This window comes from Actinosynnema sp. NPDC049800, from assembly GCF_040656635.1.
Classification (GTDB): Bacteria; Actinomycetota; Actinomycetes; order Mycobacteriales; family Pseudonocardiaceae; genus Actinosynnema.
Genome location: NZ_JBFAMT010000020.1, coordinates 106439 through 125580 on the forward strand (window position 1 = coordinate 106439; position 19142 = coordinate 125580).

Sequence of the window (19142 nt, forward strand, 5' to 3'; positions counted from 1 at the left end):
CTCAGCCCGTCGAGCGCAGGTAGTGCCGGTTGCGGCCGTCCCAGTGCACGTGGGTGGCGGCTGCCGCGGTTCCTTCGGCTCGACGGATTTCGTAGACGTCGACGCTGGGAACCTGGGGGTAGGCTCCCCACAGCGCGTGGCCGGTCATGCAGAAGTCGACGTCCATGCGCACGAGAAGACCCATCAGCTCGGCGATGGTCCGGTCGTCGACCTTGGCGAAGGCGTCGTCGAGCAGGATCAGGCGCAGCGCGCTGCCCGTATCCGGCAAGCCCGACAGGTACGCGTCCGCAGCGGCGAAGAGCGCGACGTACGAGACGAACCGGGTCTCACCTTGGGACAGCTTCGCCCGTCGGCTGATCTTGCGGACCTGCCCGGGTTCGGGGCCGGTGATCGAGACCTCCACGCGGTGCCATTGCCGGTAGTCCAGTGCGGCACGCAGATGTTCCCCGTACCCCGCGTCTGCATCGTGCTCGAACCGCTCCTCGACACGGTCCTTGAGCAGCCGGATGAGTTCCTCCGTGTGCTCTGCCGGACGCACAGCGGCACTGGCCGCAACCAGCTCGCGGATGCGTCCGATGGGGCTGTTCCCGGGCTCGACCAGTTCCCATCGCAGCCGCACGCCGATCCCGTGGCTGGTCCTGATGTTCGTGAGGCTGGTGTTCATCGCGCGCACCAGACCTTCCGCCTGCATCAGCCTGCGCCGCAACTCCTCCCCCACACCACCGATCACGAAGTCGGTGAACACGCGGTGCTCGCGGTCGGTCAGCGCCGCCGCCGCACCGGCGGCCTGCTCGCGCAGCCGCGCTGCGGCGACGGCCACGGGCTGCCGGCCCACCGCGTCGGTGAGGTCGACCAACCACATGCCTTCCTCACTTGTAGGCGTGAGGTCGAAGGTGTTGGTCAGGTTGCCGCCGACCTTGTGCAGCGAACGCATCAGGCCGTTCTCATCGACCGCCTGCCCCTTGCGGTCGAGCCTTTGCTGTACCGCAGTGACGAGCCGCTCCACCTCCGGACCTGTCGACGCACTTGGTGGCGTGCACAGCGCGAGCAGATCCGCTGCGGCGGGGCCAGCAGCGGCGTCCGCGATGCCGGGGAGCGCCACCTGCGCCGTGAGCCGCGCCATAGCCTCGTGGGTCTGCACGACGGCATCGTCGGCTTGGGCTTTCGTAGACGTCACAGACGCTTTCGCCTTGTCAGCTTCCTTGTCCAGTCGGCGTTCCTCGTTGGATAGCGTGCCGAGCGACGTGCGTAACCCACGGTATTCCGCTTCGGCCGCCTCCAGCCGTGCGGTCACCTCGTCGGCTTCGGCTCCCAGCGAGTCGCGGAGGGTGGTGAACTTCTCATACTCGCCGTGCCACGCGGACCATGATTCATGCGCGGCCAGTTCGGCGTCCTGACGCAGAATCGTGGCTTTGTTAGCGGCTTTCACCGCGTCTTGGTGCTCACCGCGGCGTCGCTGGGCCGAGTCGAGCCGATCGGCGAGAACCGCGCAGTGGTGCTTCGCCAGGTTCGCGCCGTCCTTGACCTCGCCGAGCAGCGCCCGGTCGGGTGGAAGCCCCAAGCGCGCACAGCCCTCCTCGTGGGCACGGCGATCAGCCGCCAACCGCTCCTGCTGACGACGGGCTTTCTGGTGCGCGTCCGCTGCCGCGCCCTGCGACCTGGCGGCCTCCGCCGCCGCGGAACGCGCGACACTCCGTGCCCGGAGCAGGTCGCTGGTGCGGGGCGCGGTGCGCAGGTGCCGGTTCAATTCCTCGGTGACCGCGCTCAACCGCTTCCGCTCCTCGTCGCGTTCCTCCGTTCGGCGACCCAGCTCGTCGAGTTCGGCGGCGATGGCTTCGAGCTGCTCGGCGCGGGCGCGAGCGCGGGCGGCGGCTCCGATGAAACGCGGGTGGTCGACTCGGTGCTTGCCACGCAGCGGGCCGGCGGCCCAGCTCCCGTCCGCGTCGACCCACACGTGGTGCCCGGGTCCGTACCCGACCCTGGAGAGGATCGAGGTGACGAGCTGCTCGGGTAGCAAGCCGGCCGGGTCGGGCCGGAGCACGGTCGCGAGGGAACGGCGAGCGACCTCGGCCTCGGTAGTCAGCAGGACCTGGCCGTCTTCGGCTCGCACTGAACCGTCGCCGCCGACGGCAGCGGACAGCATTCCGGCTGACATCAGCGCGGCCTCGACCCCGGCTCGTTTTTGGTCGGGCAGCTCGGCGGAGAACTCGACCAGCCGCCACAGGGGCACTGCTCCGGCAGGTGCGCCGCGCACCCACGGCGCGATGGGTGGCTCCGGATCGCGTTGCGCGCGCAGGTTCGACTGCTCGGACCGCAGATCGCGTGCCGCCCTGTCGTCCTCCCGCTCCTGCTGCCTCAGCTCCGCGAGCCGGTCGGCGATGGCAGCACGCGCGGGCGTCGCCGCGTCGGCAGCGACGTGGTCCAAGGGAGCGAGGTCGTCATCCGTGCACTCGCCCACCATCGCGTCTGCATCGACCAGCAGCGGCCCTACCGCGGTGTCCCGCCAGGCAACATCACCGAGGAGCGTCCGGCTCTGCTCGCCGGAGGTCCACTTCCGCCAATCGGTGGCCAACGCCCTCGCGGCCCCGTCGCGTTCCTCCGCCGCGACCTGAGCACGTTCGGCGTCTTCGTTCGCTCGGGTGTCGAGTTCCTCCGCGTGCTGCACCGCTTGCGCGACCTCTCGGGCACGGGTGTCCAACGCTGCGGCGTCCTGTTCGCGACGGGCGGCCTCACCGGCCCGGCGCTCTGCGGACTGACCGGTGTCGCGAACCACCCCCACAACCTCGTCCAACTTTTCCGGGCTGACCACGAGCTGCTGGGGTGACGGCCGCTCGACCTCGTCCGCCGCGCCGTCCAGCGAGACCCGGACCGCCTCGCGGCTACCGGGCAGCGGTTCGACCGACGCTCCAACCGCCGCCGGCAACGCCGTGACCGGCAATCGGGCTTCAACCAGTGCTTCACGGGCTCGGGACAACGCCGTATCGGCCCGTTGGATCTCACCGCGAACGCCTTCAGCCGCTGTGTCCGCCAAGCGCACGGCCGTCGCTTCGTCCTCGCGACGGCCGCCTGCCACCCCAAGCGCCGCAGACGCGCTGCCGGCCAGGGCCTCGACGCTCCTGCCGAGGTTCCGGATGTCCAGGCCAGCTCGGTACGCGGGGAGTTCCTTGATGCCTTCGATGACGGATTGCAGCGTCTCCTCGCGTTCCTCAGCGGCGGCGAGTTCACCGAGCACGCTTGTGTGCTTGTCGACGAGTCCGGCGTGCGCGCGGACGGCCGCGTCGTGCTGCCTCGCGAGTCGGGTCTGCTCGGACGCAGCCTCGCGCGCCTTCTCCGCCGTGACGAACAAAGCGCCCGCGGTGTACCTCCGGTAGACGTCGAGAAAGGCGTCGATCTGCTCGACCGCCGACAGCAACCGCCTTTGTTCCTCCCTGGAGTCCGACAGGGCGTCCAGGCGCTCGCCCGCTTCGCGCAAGGTCACCTCCGACAGCGGAGGCAGGGCGTCCGACAGGATCCTGGGCAGGTTGCCCTCGTCGATGCGGTTGCCCATGTCCGGCGCCCGCAAGGTGTGCAGCAACTGGAGGAGGCCCGCGTACCGCTCCTTGCCGCTCGTCCCCGTTAGGCCGAAGACCTGGGACGCGATCCGTTCGCGGTGGGTGTCGGGCTTGTCGGTGATCCGGTCGGCGCCGATCATCTGCGCAAGGTGGTCGCGGGACAGCGGCTGTCGCCGCTCGTCCATCAGGTGCAGGTCGATGCCGACCCGCAGAGGTGTGGTGAAATACCACGCCTTGGCCTCGCTGGTGCTGGTGGAGAAGCGCACAAGCGCTCCGACGGTCAGGTGCTCCTCCGCCGCGCCGGTGTCGCGGCTCAACTCCAGCCAGAGGTACCCGAGACGGTTGGTCTGGCCCTGGGCGCCGTGGCGCATCAGGTCCTCCAGTCGGACCTTGCCCGATCCCGTGGCGTCCATCTTGCGGCGATCGGCGTCCAACAGGAAGGGCAGCAGCATCTCCAGCGCGCGGCTCTTCCCGGAACCATTGGTCCCGCGAAGGATCATGCGTCCCCCGGCGAACCGGAAGACCGTGTCGTAGTAGTGCCAGACGTTGACGATGCCCGCTCGCGACAACCGCCAGCGATGCGGGTGGTGCTTGGGCTGCGCGGGGGTCAAGGTCTCCACGCCGGGCGGTTCGGTCACGTGATCTCCATGTGTCCGGGTGATTCAGCCGAACAGGGTTGGCGTCTGCTGGTCGCCGATCCTGCGCATCGCGCGGGTGCGCGTCGGTGCGCGGTGAGGCTCCGGTCGGTATCGAGCGGCGGCGGGGTGCAGGACCAGCCCGTCCTCGTCGACGACCACGATGCTCACCGATTCCAGTAGCAGCACCGCTTCCTGCATGAGCGATGACGGCTTCTCGACATAGCCTTTCGCGAAGGCGCTGCCGTATTGCTCGATGATGAGGTCGATGTTCGCTTCGACGGCGCTCCACGGGACGCGAACACCGGGCACGGTACGACTCGCGAAAGTGGCGGTGTCTCCCGCTGTCGGTCTCGCCTCATCGGTGAGGGCATTCACCAGCAGGAGGGCCGCGTGCGCGACGGTCCCCGAACCTGGGAAGGCGACGTCGCTGACCGCTTCGTCAGGGTCGTAGGCGAGGACGCCTTCCGACCGTGCTTCAAGGACGAGGCCGAACGACTCGTCGAGCACTCGGGCCACCTCTCGCCGCTCGCGGGACAGCACGTCCCGCTCGGCGTCGGTGAGGTCCTCGCGGCGTACCAGCGGGTTTTCCACCAGCTTGCGCCGGAGGCTGCGGCGCGGTTGTTCCGGCTCCAGTGGGTCGGATTGCGCGCCGTCGAGCAGGGCTGCCGGCGAGTCGAACCCGGACAGTGCCCTCGACAGGAGGTGGGGAAGCAGGGGGCGGTGGACGTCGAGCAGGGCTTCTTCCTGTCGCGTCTCCCACCCCGCCACGGAACCATCGGTCTCCGTGAGCACGCCCCAGTCGACCAGCATGTCCACGGCCCGCACGAGGTCGCGCGACGCGCCGAGGTCGTCGGCCAGCGCGATGCCCGCTGTCACTGCGTCCGCGCGGGCCTGCTCTACCAGCGCGCTCATGAGCACCTGGTCGCCGGTTTGCGGTGCCAGCAGGCTCGCGCACACCAGCGCCAGGTAGGAGTACGTGCGAGCGGTGAACCGCTTGTCGTTGCGCGTGAGCGCGGGCCGGGGAACGGTGTCGGCGCTCAGCGGTGCCTTGAGCAGGCGCGCGAAGGTCGGTTCGACGACGAGTTGGTATCCGAGCATCGTGGTGAACATGCGCTTGAGCTGCGGCGAGTGCTTGCGTACCAGCGCAAGCTGCTCGGGGTGGCGTGCGGCGGTGAGCACGGGCTGCATCAACAGCGATCTCGCGGCAAGCCTGCGTTCGTGCGCTTTGTGTTCCTCTGTACCGATGGACCCCGCGCTCACGCGGTTCTCCCGGCTCGGCGAGAGAGGTTGGTGGTGTATCTCCGCGCGACCAAGCGGAATTCGTGCACGACTAGGTCTCCGTCCTCGGAGTGGACAAGGGTCCGAGCACCGGGCGCTGCCTCGGCGACCACCTCCAGGTCGAGATCGGTGTCGGACTCGAAGGCGACGTCGGAGTGGTCCTGGTTCTTGGCGAGCAGCGCTCCCAGCAACGCGAGGAGCAGTTCCCTGGCCGCGGGGCTGACCCGGGCACCGTCCAACGCGCCGGCCGCCACCAACTCGTCGGCGGCGACCCGTCGAGCGCTCGCCTCGACCTCCGCCTCGTGCAGCAGCCGTTCCTGGTCAAAGCCCGGATCGGGCACCGAGGAGGTCCGTCCCCGCGCCGCGCGGTCTCCGCGATCACGCAGGCTGACCGGCACGTCGATGGGGGTGGCGTCCCACCACGAGGTGTTCACCCCGTCCCGGACGTCCTGCTCCTCGGGGCCGAAGAACAGGTGACGGGCCGGGTAGGAGCCGAACGTCGCCGCGTAGAGCCGGTGAGCGGTGCTGTCGTCCGCCTTGTCGAACCAGGACGCCAACGTGAGCAGGTCCGCTCGCCTGCTGACACCCGTGCCCGCCGCGGCGAGCATCCGCCTGGCGTTGGTCAAAAGCTGGCGCAGCGCCTGGTCCGCCGCCGCCCGCAGTGCGTCCGGCCCCGAACGCCCGTCCGTCTCGTGGTACCAGGCGTGCAGGTGTTCCCAGTCCTCGCGCTGACGACCGGGCAGCCGATCGGCCGGGGTGCCGTCGGGCATGATCAGCATCGGCAGGGTGTCCAGCACCTGTACCACCCGGTCGAACAGGGGACGAAGTCGTTCGCAGCGCGCGGCGATCACCGGGGCGTGGCGCGACACGTCGGCCGTGATCAGGTCGACGTAGTCGAGCAGCAACTCCTTGAAGTGCCGGTACTCCTCCCCAGCCAAGTCGTAGCGGGACAGCACGGCGTTCAGGTAGGCGTAGAAGTCGCGAACGCTCTCGTTGAACAACCGCTGGTTGTTGAAGACAGTGGTCACGTCGCCGGCCAGTGCCTCGGCATCTGGGTCCGACTCGCCGATGCGCTTCATGATGCGGTCGAGGACGAGGACGGTGGCGCCGAGCAGTTCGCGTGCCACTTCCTGCGCCCCGTCACCGGCCGCGAGTACCGCCTCGGCGTCCCGGTGAACCCTGCCGCCCAGCTTCGATGCCTGAAAACGGCTGCGCGACCGGAGGAAGTCTCGAACGGTGGGTACGCGGGCGTCACGCACCCCGCGAACCAGGTTGCCCCACCCTTCGAGCTTCTCGCAACGGTCGGTCACCTCGTCCACGGACAGCGCGACGCCGCGCTCGGCGAGCTGCTGCGCCACCTCCGCCGCAGACAGGTCGGCGAGCAGGGGCCCGGCGAAGATGTCCATGATCGATCGGTACTCAAACGCCGAAGACGTGGTCAGGTAGACGAACAACTTCCCCCGACCTGCGGGTTCCCCCGAATCGTCACCGTCAACTCGCATCGTGTGGGTGCCCTCCTCGAAAGGGACATCGCTTCGCACCTAGCTCGTGTAACACAACACCGCAGCGGGGTCGCCCACCCGGAGACGCCAACTTGTCATCCCGCTTCAGCGGCTTCGCGGTGAGCCCTTTCCGAGCTCAAGGTCCTCGGCAGGTAATGTGCTTACCGGGCCGAAAGCGGCGCCCGTGACGTGGAGGAGTGGTGAGGCAGCGCGCAGCCCGAGCGTCGGTCGATCAGAGTTCCTCGTTGTCCTCCTGCCAGTGCTTGAGCCTGATTACGAGGTCTTCGCGGCTATACTCGGCGAAGAAGCGCTCCAGGTATCTCGCCAGGCTGGTCCGCACGGCCGGATCATGTGCGGCCAGCATGTCGTCGACAAGCCGCCCCGGAGAGTCGGAAGTGTCCTTGGGAGCGAGGACCTCCCGCGCCTTGTCGAAAGCGCGCGCCACATCCTCCAGCCGCTCCGGTTCAGCTTGGTGATCGAGGAACCACCAGGCCGTCGCGCGAAGCGGGTCGAGAAGCCGTGAGCGCATCTGCTCGGCCTGCTGCGTTCGTCGCTCGTCCTGCCAGGAGGCGGCGAACCAGCGTCGGTCCGCCTCCTCACGGGCCGCCACCGCTGCGACGAGTTCAGCGTCGACGTCGACCGACGTGCAGTGGCCACGGGCGAGCACGCCGGTGCCAGGTACGTGATGCCACCCGTTCAGCGCCGTGCTCAACGCGCCCCGCAACCTGTCCGCAGCGGTCAACGCGTACCGACCGCTCAGCCTCTCCGCACGGCGGGCGACACCCTCGTTCGCGATGTCCAGCAACGCGGGTGGGGGGTGGGCCTCCGGGCACTTGGCCTCCACGACGAGGGTGACCTGGAAGGGCAGAGGCTTGTCGGCGCTGGGCAGCGACATGGTCACCTCGCCCGACGTGACCATGTCGTCGCCCTTGTCCCGTCCCCACTCTTCTCTTTTCTCCGACGCACGCCGCCACAAATCCCGCATGCCCACGCGCATCCTTTATTCAGGTACCAGGGTGTCGATCTCGTCCAGCCGACCGAACAACCGGTCGGCGATGGAGACCCACGCGTCGTTCCCCGTCTCGCGTCCGTGTCGCAACGCTCTCCAGCCCGCGTGGTACACCCGGCCGATGGACTTCAGTTCACCGTCGGTGGCCAGGACGAGGGGTTCCACCATGCGGCCCCACTGCTCGAACGGCGCCTCGGCGGCCGTGCGCAACCAGTCCCCAATCGCCGGGTACAAGCTCTCCGCGGGCATCACATCGAGGGCCTGCCGCCAGAAGTCGACCAGGACGTCGAGGTCCCCGTCTTCCTCGTCCTGCGCCAGCACAACGGCGGTGCTCTCCACCAGGAGACGTAGTCTGGCCGGTCCGGCGTGGTCGGACCACTCCGCGACATGCCGCAGGAAACTGGCGGTGCCGAGGCTGGCGCCGATCAGCAGCGTTGCTTCCCGGGTGGCTTCCCACACGCGGAGGTTCTCCGAATCCGCCAGGTACTTGAGCCTGGTGAGCGCGATGCGGGGGAAGGACTCACCGATACTGGCGCACACCTGGGCCGTCAGCAACTGCAGGTCCGGCTTGGCGGCCTTCGACCAGTCGAGGAGCCTTTGCCGGACCCTTGTGCCCACCGCCGGGTCCATCGCCGTGGTCGTCAGCAGCCGTACGGCGATCGACCGACGGTAGCGGGCCTTCCAGTGATCGGACACCTCGTCGCCGTCGGGCTCCGCGCCAGGTGTGGCCTTAGCCCAGCTCTCCGCCAGCTTCAGCACCGCATCGACACCGCCGCAACCGGCGAGTTCGGCGCACCGGTCCGCGAAGCGCTCCAACTCGTCGCGTGTCAGGTCGAAGTTGCGGCGGGGCAGCGCGCTGATCCACTTCAGCAGGGTGTCCTGGAGGCCCCGGTGTTCTTGCCAAAAGTGCCGGAACACCTCCGCTCCCGAACCGGGTGGCTGGAATCGACGGGTTTCGAAGTCGAATGACTTGTAGTCCAGGGCGGACAACCTGGCATAGGGACTGGGGGTCAGCAGTGGCGGAGTCTTCTTGGGCTTGGTCCCGTTGCAATCCAGCAGAAGGTCGGCGGCGTCCGCGATGTGCCACGGCGCGGCACCTTCCAGCAGGGCCGCGGCCAACAGCAGGGCGAGCCACTCCTCAGCGCTGTCCGTCTGCTTGGCTCGGATGACCTCCCGCAAGGGCGGTCCACCTTGCTCCTGCCGATCGCGCAACACCTCCCGCAGGGCGGGCCCTGGTTCTTCCCCCTCGCGGACCCTGTCGGATACCGCGTCCGTGACGTCCTTGACCGCCGGCGGCCACAAGTCGCGCAAGTAGTCGGCGAGTTCGGGGAAGCCTGCTATCAGTTCGGCGGCGTCATCACCGAGATGCCGGGTGAACACCTCAACGGGCTCCGGGCGTTCCAATCGGTGCATCCGACCGTGCAGGAACTCGCCGAACTCGCGCGCACGGTCGATCGCGAAGATGAGGATAAGGTAGCTGCGGTGGGACACGAATTGCTTGACGAGCTCCACCAGGCCAAGGCGTACAGCTTGGAGTTCGTCATGTGGCGTACTGCGAAGGTCCACGACAACCACGGCAGGTTCGTCCTCGACCAGCAGGTCGTCGTCGCTCAGCCGATCGATGAGTTCCTCGCGGACGACCAGTTCGGGACGGGACTTCTGCAGTTCGTACCCCAGTCGCAAACCCGCGACGAACTGGCCGCCCCTGCGCTCGTTCGCCGCCAGGAGCAGCACCTGCTCACGACGCAGTATGCCGTACGCCGACTCGACACCTTCCGGTGCGCTGAGAAGACCCGGTGGCGGCACGTACCGGCTGGCCAGGTATTCGAGAGCAGCGTGGTCCTGAAGGCCGCGTCCGCTGCGCTTTCTGGGTCGTGCTTCCGCCAGTTCGGCGAACTGGTCGCCGAAGAGGACGTTCCCGATCGTTACCACGGGCTTGACGACGTCTCGCAACGCGGTGTCGTTGCTGTTCCCCTCGACCTCGACCACAGGACGGTGTTGTGCAGCATCGCCTGCGACCGGACGGGGTTCATCGCGGACAACCTCGGGCGGTTCGGGCATTACTGCGACCGGTTCCGGCCAGAAGCGGTCGGGCTCTGGCACTGGTGGACGCGAAGGAGGATCGAGGACGTTGAACTCATCGACGTCGTACTGGTCCACCACCGTCACCGTGCTTCCTGATCGATGCCGCCACCGATGCGGCGACCGCTGGACGGGCCGAAGTTGGCATCGTGCCCGGCGCGGAATCTGCCCGAGAACTCCTGTTTGCCGGACGATTGATCCACGTTACCCCCGGCCGTAGTGTTGTTATTCCCCGTCACCTCGATGTTCTTGGTGATGTCTCGTGCCGAGTTTTGATGGATCCCGCCACGTACGTCACGCGCTTGGACCACGTCAGACGTAGGTCCACTCACGTGATTGGAGACGCGGTTCTCGACTCCCTCTGATCGCGCTTCCACACGATCCTCGTCAACTGGGGGTTTCTCCGGCTGACAGCCCAGCAAGCCGTGCTGGAGCAGATCGCCGGAGGGCGCGGGCACACGCAGGTACCCCCTTCCCGAGTACTCCTTGGCCGTCACGTCCAGCGGCGCCTCGACGAACTCGCTCGGTCGACGGACCGTGGCTCCCGCCTCGACCACGTCTTCCATGACGGAGCGGGACAGCACCGAGGCGACAAAGGTGGCCTCGGGGTCGGAATTGTCCAGCAGCGCCCGGACGGCGGCCGAATCGACCATGCGGTTCGCATCGACCATGACGCGGCCAGAAGGTGAGTCCGCCAGCAGCCTATCGAACGACGCCACCGGGCCCAGGTGCAGGCTGGTGCGCACGCGGAGTTCGACGCCGACCGCTCGGAACTCTCCGGATTGACGCCGCAACTCGCCCTGCAGGGCGTCAAAGAACCGGTCTACGACCAAGCCGACCAGGTCCCGGGCGAATCCGACGACGTAACCGTCACCGCGGAACGCCCTGAACTGGTGTTGCTCCCACAACGAGGCGAGGTCTGTACGCTCCGTGACCTTCCGAAGGATCTCGGGCAGCCTCTCTACGATGATCCGCTGCTGGGCGTTGTTGTGCTTGCTGAAGTGCCGGACATCAACCACCAGCATGCCGACGTACTCGTCGGCCGAACTGGTGCTCCCCGCGAGTTCCGAACTCACTGATCTTCCTCCATGCCCATACCCGCCTGACGGGAGGACAGCCTGCCCCTCGCAGCCGTTCTGTTCTGTCCATAACTGGACACACCGGTGCCTATTAGCGCTGGGACGTTCACGACCTCCAGACCGCCCCGAATGGTCCGCACGAGGCCAGCGGCCTTCCACTCCCTGAGCACTGGGGTTACCGCAGAGCGCACCAGGCCGAGCGCAGCGGCCAGTTCGTCCTGAGACATCGCAACGGTGGTGGGTGACGGGTGGTCCGGGCCCGCCGCATCGATGATCGTCGTGATCAGCGAAATGAGCCGCGAGGCAGTGGTGCGGTGGGCGAGCTGCCACGCGTGAGGCGCACTCTCACGCAGCTTCCCCATGATGTAGCCGTCCAACTGGGGCCCAAGTCTGAGACCTTGCACGAGCTCGACGAACCTCCGCTTGGGCAGTCTGCACGTCATGCCCAGTTCGATTGCCTGGACCGTGGCCGCATGGGGCAGCCCGTCCTGGGCGGATAGCTCACCAACCACATCGCCGGGGCCGCGGATGGCCAGCACGATCTCTGCGCCATCCGGCTCCGCGTATACCACCTTCAACCGACCGAACAGCGACAGCAGCACCCATCCGCCGTTTTCCCCCTGGCGCAGCAACCTGTCCTTCGCGCCGTGGTGCACCGAGGTGCCGTGCCGCACAAGTTCAGCCCAGGCGCTATCCGGTACGAGGGCACGAAAGCCGCGTGGTCGGCGGAGCTGGCGCGACTCGGTCACCAGCCTCTTTGTAGTGGTTCGTCGAGCCCAACACCGAGTGCCGCGCCTCAATGTCACTCGAACAGCAGCATCAGCTGCGTCGGGAAGCCGGTTCGGACATGAGCGAGCCTCGTTTTGATCGCCGGGGGCTCAAGGTGGCGACATGAGGGCGGCTATGGATGTGGTAGAAGTACGAGGCGAGAGGTGGCACAGTTTGAGCCGAGCCTCCCACCACAGGTAAGTCTCAGCCCCTGCTGACCGCAGTTGCGAGAACAACCCAACCGGACTCGTCCTGTGCCGCTCGAAAAGTCATCTTTGCTGGTCAAGTGGCATGTCTGTACTCGTTGATGAGGCCGCTGAGGGTGCGGGTGCGGTGCGGTCTGTGGGTGTCGAGGTTGTGCACAGCGATGGGGTTATGGTGGTGGTTGGTCGCGTGCCTGGTAGGGCCGGTGTCGGTTGTAGTGACCTTCGTAGGTCGTGAGGACCTGGCGTGCATGGCCTTCGCTGGCGATCGGGATGTGGTCGAGGGCTTCGCGTAGGAGGGTGCCGATGACCCGTTCGCAGTGGGCGTTCATCCGGGGTACCTATGGCGCGCTCTTGATCACGTGGAGGTCGTCGGAGTGGAAGACGGCGTCGAACGTCTGGCTGTACTTGCCGTTGCGGTCGCCGGGCAGGAAGCGCAAGGACTCCATTCGGCGTTCGAGGTCGGCGGTGAGGTTTCTGGCCTGCTGTGTCGTCCACTCCCAGGTCGGCGAAGTTCCACTGGCGGCGTCCGCGAGCCCCATGGCCTAGCCGTAGAGCGCCTTGTAGTCGGTGCCGGAGCTGGTGAGCAGTTCCTGCCGGACCTGTTGCAGCTCGGTGAGTTCCTCGTCGGCGAGGGGTTCGGCACCGAGCGTTTCGCAGTGGGCCTGGTAGGTCGTGGCGTCCTTGGCGGTTTGGATGGGTGTCGTGCAGGTGGAAGCGTTCGGCCAGGTCCGCGGGCTACGCCGTCTCGCCGAACGTGCCGAGCAAGAGCATGACGACGGGTACCTCATGTCGGCAGATCGAGTGAAGTCGTGTCCGGTGGGCCGACCGTGACGTTCCGTCACTCCGTCAGTCCCCACGCAGCGTACGTGCGCCCACGTGCCGTTGATCGGATGTAGTCGGCATGGGTGGAGTTGCGGCGCAGTCGAGTGACTGCTGGCGGAATCAGTACGGCCAGCGATGCAGAGGTTGCCAAACTCCGCCCCATCGGCCTACACCGGAGGGTGCTGGTGGAGATCCGGTTACTGGGGCATGTCGGGATCGGCAACGGCGACGGCACGTTCGCCAGCCCTGCCAGGACAGCCGTGCTGTGCCTGCTGGCTGTATTCGCCACCGAGGTCGGCAAACCGGTCGGAGAGACCGCATTGATGGACTGGGTTTGGCGCGACGACGGCCTGGACGAGCCAGCACGAGGCACGCTCAGGCGAAACGTCGAATGGGTTCGTGATGCGATAGAAGAGGCTGGAGGGAATCGCGAATGGCTGGTATACGACCACCGGTCGCGCTGCTGGACCCTGCAGATAAGCAGGTCGGTAGTAGACTACTACCGCTTCGCCGACGAAGTCGATGGCGCCCACCAACATCCCGATCCCGACCGGCTGCAGCGGGCATTGGGTATGTGGAGAGGGCCCGCGTTATCGAACGTGAACCGCCGATGGGCAGACACTGTCCGGAACCGCTATGACATCCACCGCCGCGCGGCACAGAAAGCCCTGTTCATCCAACTGCTGAATGCCCGTCGCCACGATGACGTAATCTCTCTGCTCGGCCCATTCGAGGACGACATCGTCCACGACGAGCAATTACTGCTCCTGGGTGCCCGCGCTCTAGCCCTCACAGGACGGCACGCCCAAATCGGTCGCTGGGCCGCCCGGATCGCAGCGCGCGCACGCGATGAGCTTGGGGCAGGCAGATCAACCAGTGCCCACGCCTTCCTCCAGCAACTGATCGCCAATCCGCCCGGCCACAGTCTGCCCGCAGCACGAAGCGGGGGGTCACCAGCGCAAAGTGGGGCAACCCCGGCGCCCAACAATCTCCCCCGGGACATACCTGATTTTACTGGCCGCGAACGGGAACTCAACGAGTTAATCACCGCGGTCGAGCGCGTTGCGCGCGATGGGGTCACCGCAATCACGATCCACGCCATCAACGGTATGCCTGGTGTGGGGAAAACTGCCCTCGGCACTCATGTGGCACACGCACTTGCACCCCGCTTCCCCGATGGTCAACTGTTCCTCGACCTCTATGGCCACACCCCTGGGCAGAAACCTCGTACGCCATCCGACGCCCTGCACTCCCTGCTGCTGGACCTCGGCGTGAGCCCGCATGTGCTCGGCAACCACAAGACGGTCGACGACCGGGCACGCCTGTGGCGCACTCTGGTCGCCAACCGTAAACTGCTGCTGGTGTTCGACGACGCCGCCACTCATGACCAGGTCACCCCCCTGCTGCCGGGGGCTCCGGAAAGCCTGGTACTGATCACCAGTCGCAATCAACTGCCCGAACTCGACGGCGTACACCATCTCACCCTGGCGGTTCTTCCCTTGGACGAAGCTTCCCAAATGCTGCTGCGCCTAGCCCACCGCGCGCCCGACCCCAATGAGGCTGACGAGGTCACCCGTGTGGTGGAACTTTGTGGGCGTCTACCACTCGCTATTGCAATTACGGCTTCCCAACTACGTGCCCACCCCACCTGGTCCGTCCGCCACATCGCGGACCTACTTGCCGCGCAACTCGCCCACGCGGACGACAAGCTCGACGAACTCGACTTCGGTGGCCGATCGGTTAAGGCGTCCTTCGACATGTCTTTCCGCGACCTGCCGTCAGAGCAGCGCGAGATGTTTACTTTGCTCGGCCTCCACTACGGTCCTGAGATCGACGCTCATGCTGCCGCAGCCATGTCCGACACCACTCCCGCGCGGGCGCGCCGCACACTTGATGCCCTGCACTCTCGCCATCTTGTGCAGGAAACCAGCGCTGGCCGCTACCGCCTACACGACCTACTGCGTGCCTACGCCCAAACCCATGCTGTGCACCTAGATCCCGATCACCGCCGGCGAGTTACGACGCGACTCCTCGACTACTACCTCCACACCGCCCACACCGCCATCGGACATCTACCATCCCGTAAGGCCCCTAGTACTCACATCTCTCTTACCGTGCCTGCGTACCCGAGTTCGATCACCGACGCCGACCATGCAATGGACTGGCTAGGCACCGAACTTCCCACCCTCGTCACCACTATTGAGAACGCTCACTCGACACATCCGGTCCACGTAATCCACCTCTCCGCCACGCTCCACCCCTACTTCCGCACGGCGGGACACTGGCACCACGCTCACACCATCCACCATGCAGCACGCATCGCCGCCATCCAAACCAAGGATTCTCACGCTCAAGCCACCGCACTCAATGACCTAGGTTACGTGTATTGGCGGCGAGGTGATCTCGACGCGGCGGTAGACGCCCACACGGAGGCACTGGAATTGTTTGTCCGTGGCGACAATTTCGCAGGACAGGCTACTGCGTTCAACAATCTCGGGCGAGTGCATCTACTGCGCGGTGATCTCGATGCAGCAGTCGAAGCCCAGACTCAGGCACGGGATTTGTTCTCCCGTAGTGACGATCTTGAAGGACAAGCTACTGTGCTCAACAACCTCGGATGGGTGCATCTGCGACGGGGTGATCTTGACTCTGCGGTGGATGCTCAGACGCATGCACTGGAGCTGTTTGTCCTTAGTGACAACCTGGCAGGGCAAGGTAACGCACTTAACAGCCTTGGACGAGTGTATCTACTCCGGGGTGATGTCGATGCGGCGGTCGATGCTCAGATGCGTGCGCTGGAGCTGTCCACCCGCAGCGGTGACTTGCTGGGGCAGGGTGCAGCGCTGAACAACCTTGGCCGTGCTTATCTGCGGCGGGGTGATGTCGATGCGGCGGTGGATGCTCAGATGCGTGCGCTGGAGCTGTCCACCCGCAGCGGTGACTTGCTGGGGCAGGGTGCAGCGCTCAACGACCTTGGCCGTGCTTATCTGCGGCGGGGTGATGTCGATGCGGCGGTGGATGTTCACATGCGTGCCCTGGAGCTGTCGACCCGCAGCGAGTACTTGCTCGGACAGGCCAATGCACACCTTGGTATGGGCGTCGCGCACCGCCGACAGCATGATCCTGTCACTGCGGTTACGCACCTCGTCCAGGCACTTCATCTATTTGACCGCGCCGAGGATTCCGACGGTCAAGCTGAGACCCACAACGCGCTAGGTAGCCTTGCCCTCGATCACCCTGAGGCAGGCGACGCCCATTACCACTACACCACGGCTCTGGCACTCGCACGCAGTTGCGGCAGCAGACTTCACCAAGCCAACGCACTCGTGGGCCAAGCCGAATACCTCCACCGGTCCGGCAATACCCGCGAAGCCGTCTTCCTTGTACACCAAGCACTCACCATCCACCGCTCCATCAAGGCGCCCGAGGTAGCTCACACCGTCCAACTCCTCAACAACCTCGACTCCGAACAATCAGGCAACCCTGACGACATTGTCTGATACGCAGCGATAGGTCCAGGCAGTGCCGGTGGGTCACATCGGCACTGTCCTTACCGCCGCGCCAAGTGCAGCTTCTCCGACCTCGCCCGCGTTCAGCGCCAGGCGCCGCCGGTCCCGTGCGCCGCTGTCGGGGCTGGGTGGTGTTGTGCCCGCGCACCGCCCGCGCCAACGCCTCGGGCAGGATCTCCACCAGCGGCGCTTACGGACACCCCAGTGGGGACCAGGATGGGGGTGATGCGGCGGCTGTAGGGGCGCCGCGCCCCGTCGGGGAGGTCGAGCAGCGCATAGAGCGTGCGTTAGAGCCGCCGAGGCGGCGGGGAACCGCGTGCGGTTTGTCCGCGGCTTCGTCTTGCCGTCCGCAGGTTGTCGCAGGTGTCGCATCGTGCTCGGGCGTGGTTGCCACGTTCGGGCGGGTTTGTGGCGTGTGTCGGCCGAGTGGGTGGTGTGGCGGTGTCCGGGTCTGGTGGGGCCGTGTTGTGGCCCAGACTCGGGGTTCGTGGCCGATGGTGTTGTCAGGAATGACTTGGGCGGTGCGGTCCAGGGTTCGGTGGTGCAGGCTGGCCGTATCGATCAGCTGGTGGTGCATGCGCCTGCGGCGCAGGCGGGGGTGGTGCCGCGGCAGTTGCCGGCGGCGGTACCCGATTTCTGCGGACGTGACGTCCAGGTCGTCGCGCTCGACACCTTGATCGCCGAGCCAACGACGAATGGCGGCGTGGACGGCGCGGTGATCGCCGCGTTGGACGGGACCGGCGGGGTGGGGAAGACGACGTTGGCGGTGTGGTGGTCGCACCGTGTCCAGGACCGTTTTTCGGACGGCACGTTGTTCGTGAATCTGCGTGGCTACGGTCCCAGCGAACCGCTGCCCCCACACGTTGTGCTGTCGGGCTTCCTTACCTCTCTGGGGATTGCGGAGCAGCGGATTCCCGGTGATGTGGATGCCCAGAGTGCCTTGTTCAGGTCGTTGGTGGCGGCGCGGCGGATGTTGGTGGTGCTCGACAACGCCGCCTCGGTGGAGCAGGTGCGTCCGTTGTTGCCTGGTTCGGCAGGGTCGGTGACGTTGGTGACGAGTCGGGGTGCGCTGTCGGAGCTGGTCGCGACGGGCGCCGCCCGGCGGATCACGCTGGGCGTGTTCGACACCGGCGAGGCGGTGCGGTTGGTGGAGGAGGTTGTAGGGCGGGTACGGGTCGCGGACGAGCCCGAGCCGGTGCGGGAGTTGGTGGGGGTGTGTGCGGGGTTGCCGTTGGCGTTGCGGGTGGCGGCGACGCGGGTGGCGTCGCGACCGTTTCTGTCGGTGGCCGACGTGGTGGAGGAGATCCGGGAGGAGCGGCGAGGGTTGGTCGGGATGAGCGGATCGTGGCAAGGGCTCGGTGGAGTCCGGTCGGTGTTCGACTGGTCCTACGCCCGCCTTGGGACCGAGCAAGCGCGGGTGTTCCGACTGTTGGGTTTGCATCCGGTTCCGGAGTTCGGTGTTCACGCGGTCGCGGCGTTGACCGGCTTGGAGGTGCGGGCGGCGGAGCGGGTGTTGGAGGAGTTGGTTGAGTACCACTTGGTCGAGCCTGTCGCTCGGCGCCGCTATCGCATGCACGATCTGCTGTACGACTACGCCGCGTACCGCGCTGATCTGGACGAGACTCAAACGGTGCGGGACGCAGCCTCGGTACGGATGCTGACCTGGTACGCGCGCACTGCGGATGTGGCGGATCGTCTGGTGTTTCCGGCGATGACCCGTCTCGAGGTCGGGTTGGACGATCCGGAAGTGCCTGTGCCTGTCGTCGACCGTGCGCAGGCATTGGGCTGGTTCGCGATGGAACACCCGACACTGTCGGCGGTCCAGCAGAAGGCCGTCGAGCAGGGCCTACATCGAGTGGCGGTGTCGCTGGCGGCCACGGCACGGCATCTGACGTTGCGTCCTCGTGGTCTGTGGCCGGACCGGTTGAACGCCGAGAACCTCGGGCTGGCTTCGGCGCGGGCGAACGGTGATAGGGAGTCCGAGGTGTTCTTGTTGGTGCGCCGCGGTCATCTGAACCGGATGCTGGGTGACATTGATGCTGCGGATGCCGATTTCGCCGAGGTGCTCGTGCTGGCCGCCAGCCTCGGTAATCGGGATCGACGTCTGGAAGCCGAGAGCGGTCTGGGCGCGAACATGCGGGAACGCGGGCGTTATGCCGAGGCGTGGCAGCATTATGAGGCTGCGGCGGTGCTCGCGCGGGAGACGGGCAGTGTCGCGGCTGAGGCGATCGCGGTGTGCAACCTCAGTCAGACCAGCGCCGCGCTGGGGCGGTTCGAGGATGCGGTGGAGTACGCCGAACAGGAGGTGGTGTTGCGGCGTCGGGTGGGTGAGCCGCTCGGGGTGGCGTACGCCCTGCACGACGTCGCCGTCGCTCGGCAGGGGTTGGGCGAGCACGACACCGTGGTCGGGTTGTGCGAGCAGGCCGTGGCTGCCTATGGCGAGCACGGTGGCGCGGAAGCCGAACGCGCCAAAGCCTTGGAGACCCTCGCGACCTCGCTGATCCACCTCGGCCGAATACGACAGGCGGTGGAGCGTCTGCGGGAGGCTGCCGCGATCATGACCGAGGCCGGTGATCCGCGCGCCGGACAGGTGCTGCGGCGGGCCGAAGCACTGGTGGCTTCTCGGCGTGCCCCTGTTCCTGTACCTGCTGCTCGGGCCGCACGCCGACGGCTGGGCGCTGGTCGTGCTGGTCGAGGC

At 66.8% G+C, this 19142-nt stretch carries 11 protein-coding genes; 2 read left to right on the forward strand and 9 right to left on the reverse strand.

The genetic code is table 11. From position 1 onward, the window contains the following. Position 1: 1 nt before the first annotated feature. From AB0I91_RS23455 to AB0I91_RS23495, 9 genes are all read right to left on the reverse strand, one after another. Positions 2-4189 carry a TIGR02680 family protein gene (locus AB0I91_RS23455; RefSeq protein WP_499638774.1) on the reverse strand — a complete coding sequence of 1396 codons (4188 nt, stop codon included), beginning with the start codon at positions 4187-4189 and terminating at the stop codon, positions 2-4. 24 nt (positions 4190-4213) lie between these two features. Next, positions 4214-5449, reverse strand: coding sequence for a TIGR02678 family protein (locus AB0I91_RS23460; RefSeq protein WP_499638776.1), 1236 nt, complete (start codon positions 5447-5449; stop codon positions 4214-4216). Beyond that, entirely contained in the window at positions 5446-6969 is a 1524-nt protein-coding gene (locus AB0I91_RS23465; protein WP_499638778.1) for a DUF2397 domain-containing protein, read from the reverse strand. Before AB0I91_RS23465 ends, AB0I91_RS23460 begins: the two co-directional genes overlap by 4 nt. A 232-nt stretch (positions 6970-7201) precedes the next feature. Then, positions 7202-7954, reverse strand: coding sequence for a hypothetical protein (locus AB0I91_RS23470; RefSeq protein WP_499638780.1), 753 nt, complete (start codon positions 7952-7954; stop codon positions 7202-7204). A gap of 15 nt (positions 7955-7969) precedes the next feature. Then, entirely contained in the window at positions 7970-10147 is a 2178-nt protein-coding gene (locus tag AB0I91_RS23475; protein ID WP_499638782.1) for a hypothetical protein, read from the reverse strand. Then, entirely contained in the window at positions 10144-11136 is a 993-nt protein-coding gene (locus AB0I91_RS23480) for a hypothetical protein (protein WP_499638784.1), read from the reverse strand. The genes AB0I91_RS23475 and AB0I91_RS23480 overlap by 4 nt, the downstream gene beginning before the upstream one ends. Continuing rightward, positions 11133-11888 (reverse strand): Crp/Fnr family transcriptional regulator, encoded by a 756-nt coding sequence (locus AB0I91_RS23485; RefSeq protein ID WP_499638786.1) that lies wholly within the window; start codon positions 11886-11888, stop codon positions 11133-11135. The genes AB0I91_RS23480 and AB0I91_RS23485 overlap by 4 nt, the downstream gene beginning before the upstream one ends. Positions 11889-12280: 392 nt before the next feature. Then, complete coding sequence (locus AB0I91_RS23490) at positions 12281-12442, reverse strand: integrase core domain-containing protein (protein ID WP_499638788.1); 162 nt, start codon at positions 12440-12442, stop codon at positions 12281-12283. 9 nt (positions 12443-12451) lie between these two features. Further along, on the reverse strand, positions 12452-12652 hold the full coding sequence (locus AB0I91_RS23495) for a hypothetical protein (protein ID WP_499638790.1): 201 nt from the start codon (positions 12650-12652) through the stop codon (positions 12452-12454). Between the two features lie 462 nt (positions 12653-13114). Between AB0I91_RS23495 and AB0I91_RS23500 the strand changes: the two genes are divergently transcribed. Further along, on the forward strand, positions 13115-16435 hold the full coding sequence (locus AB0I91_RS23500; RefSeq protein WP_499638792.1) for an AfsR/SARP family transcriptional regulator: 3321 nt from the start codon (positions 13115-13117) through the stop codon (positions 16433-16435). A 496-nt stretch (positions 16436-16931) separates the two neighbouring features. Then, positions 16932-19142, forward strand: a 2211-nt coding sequence (locus AB0I91_RS23505) for an ATP-binding protein (RefSeq protein ID WP_499638794.1), incomplete at its 3' end; no start/stop codon positions are given.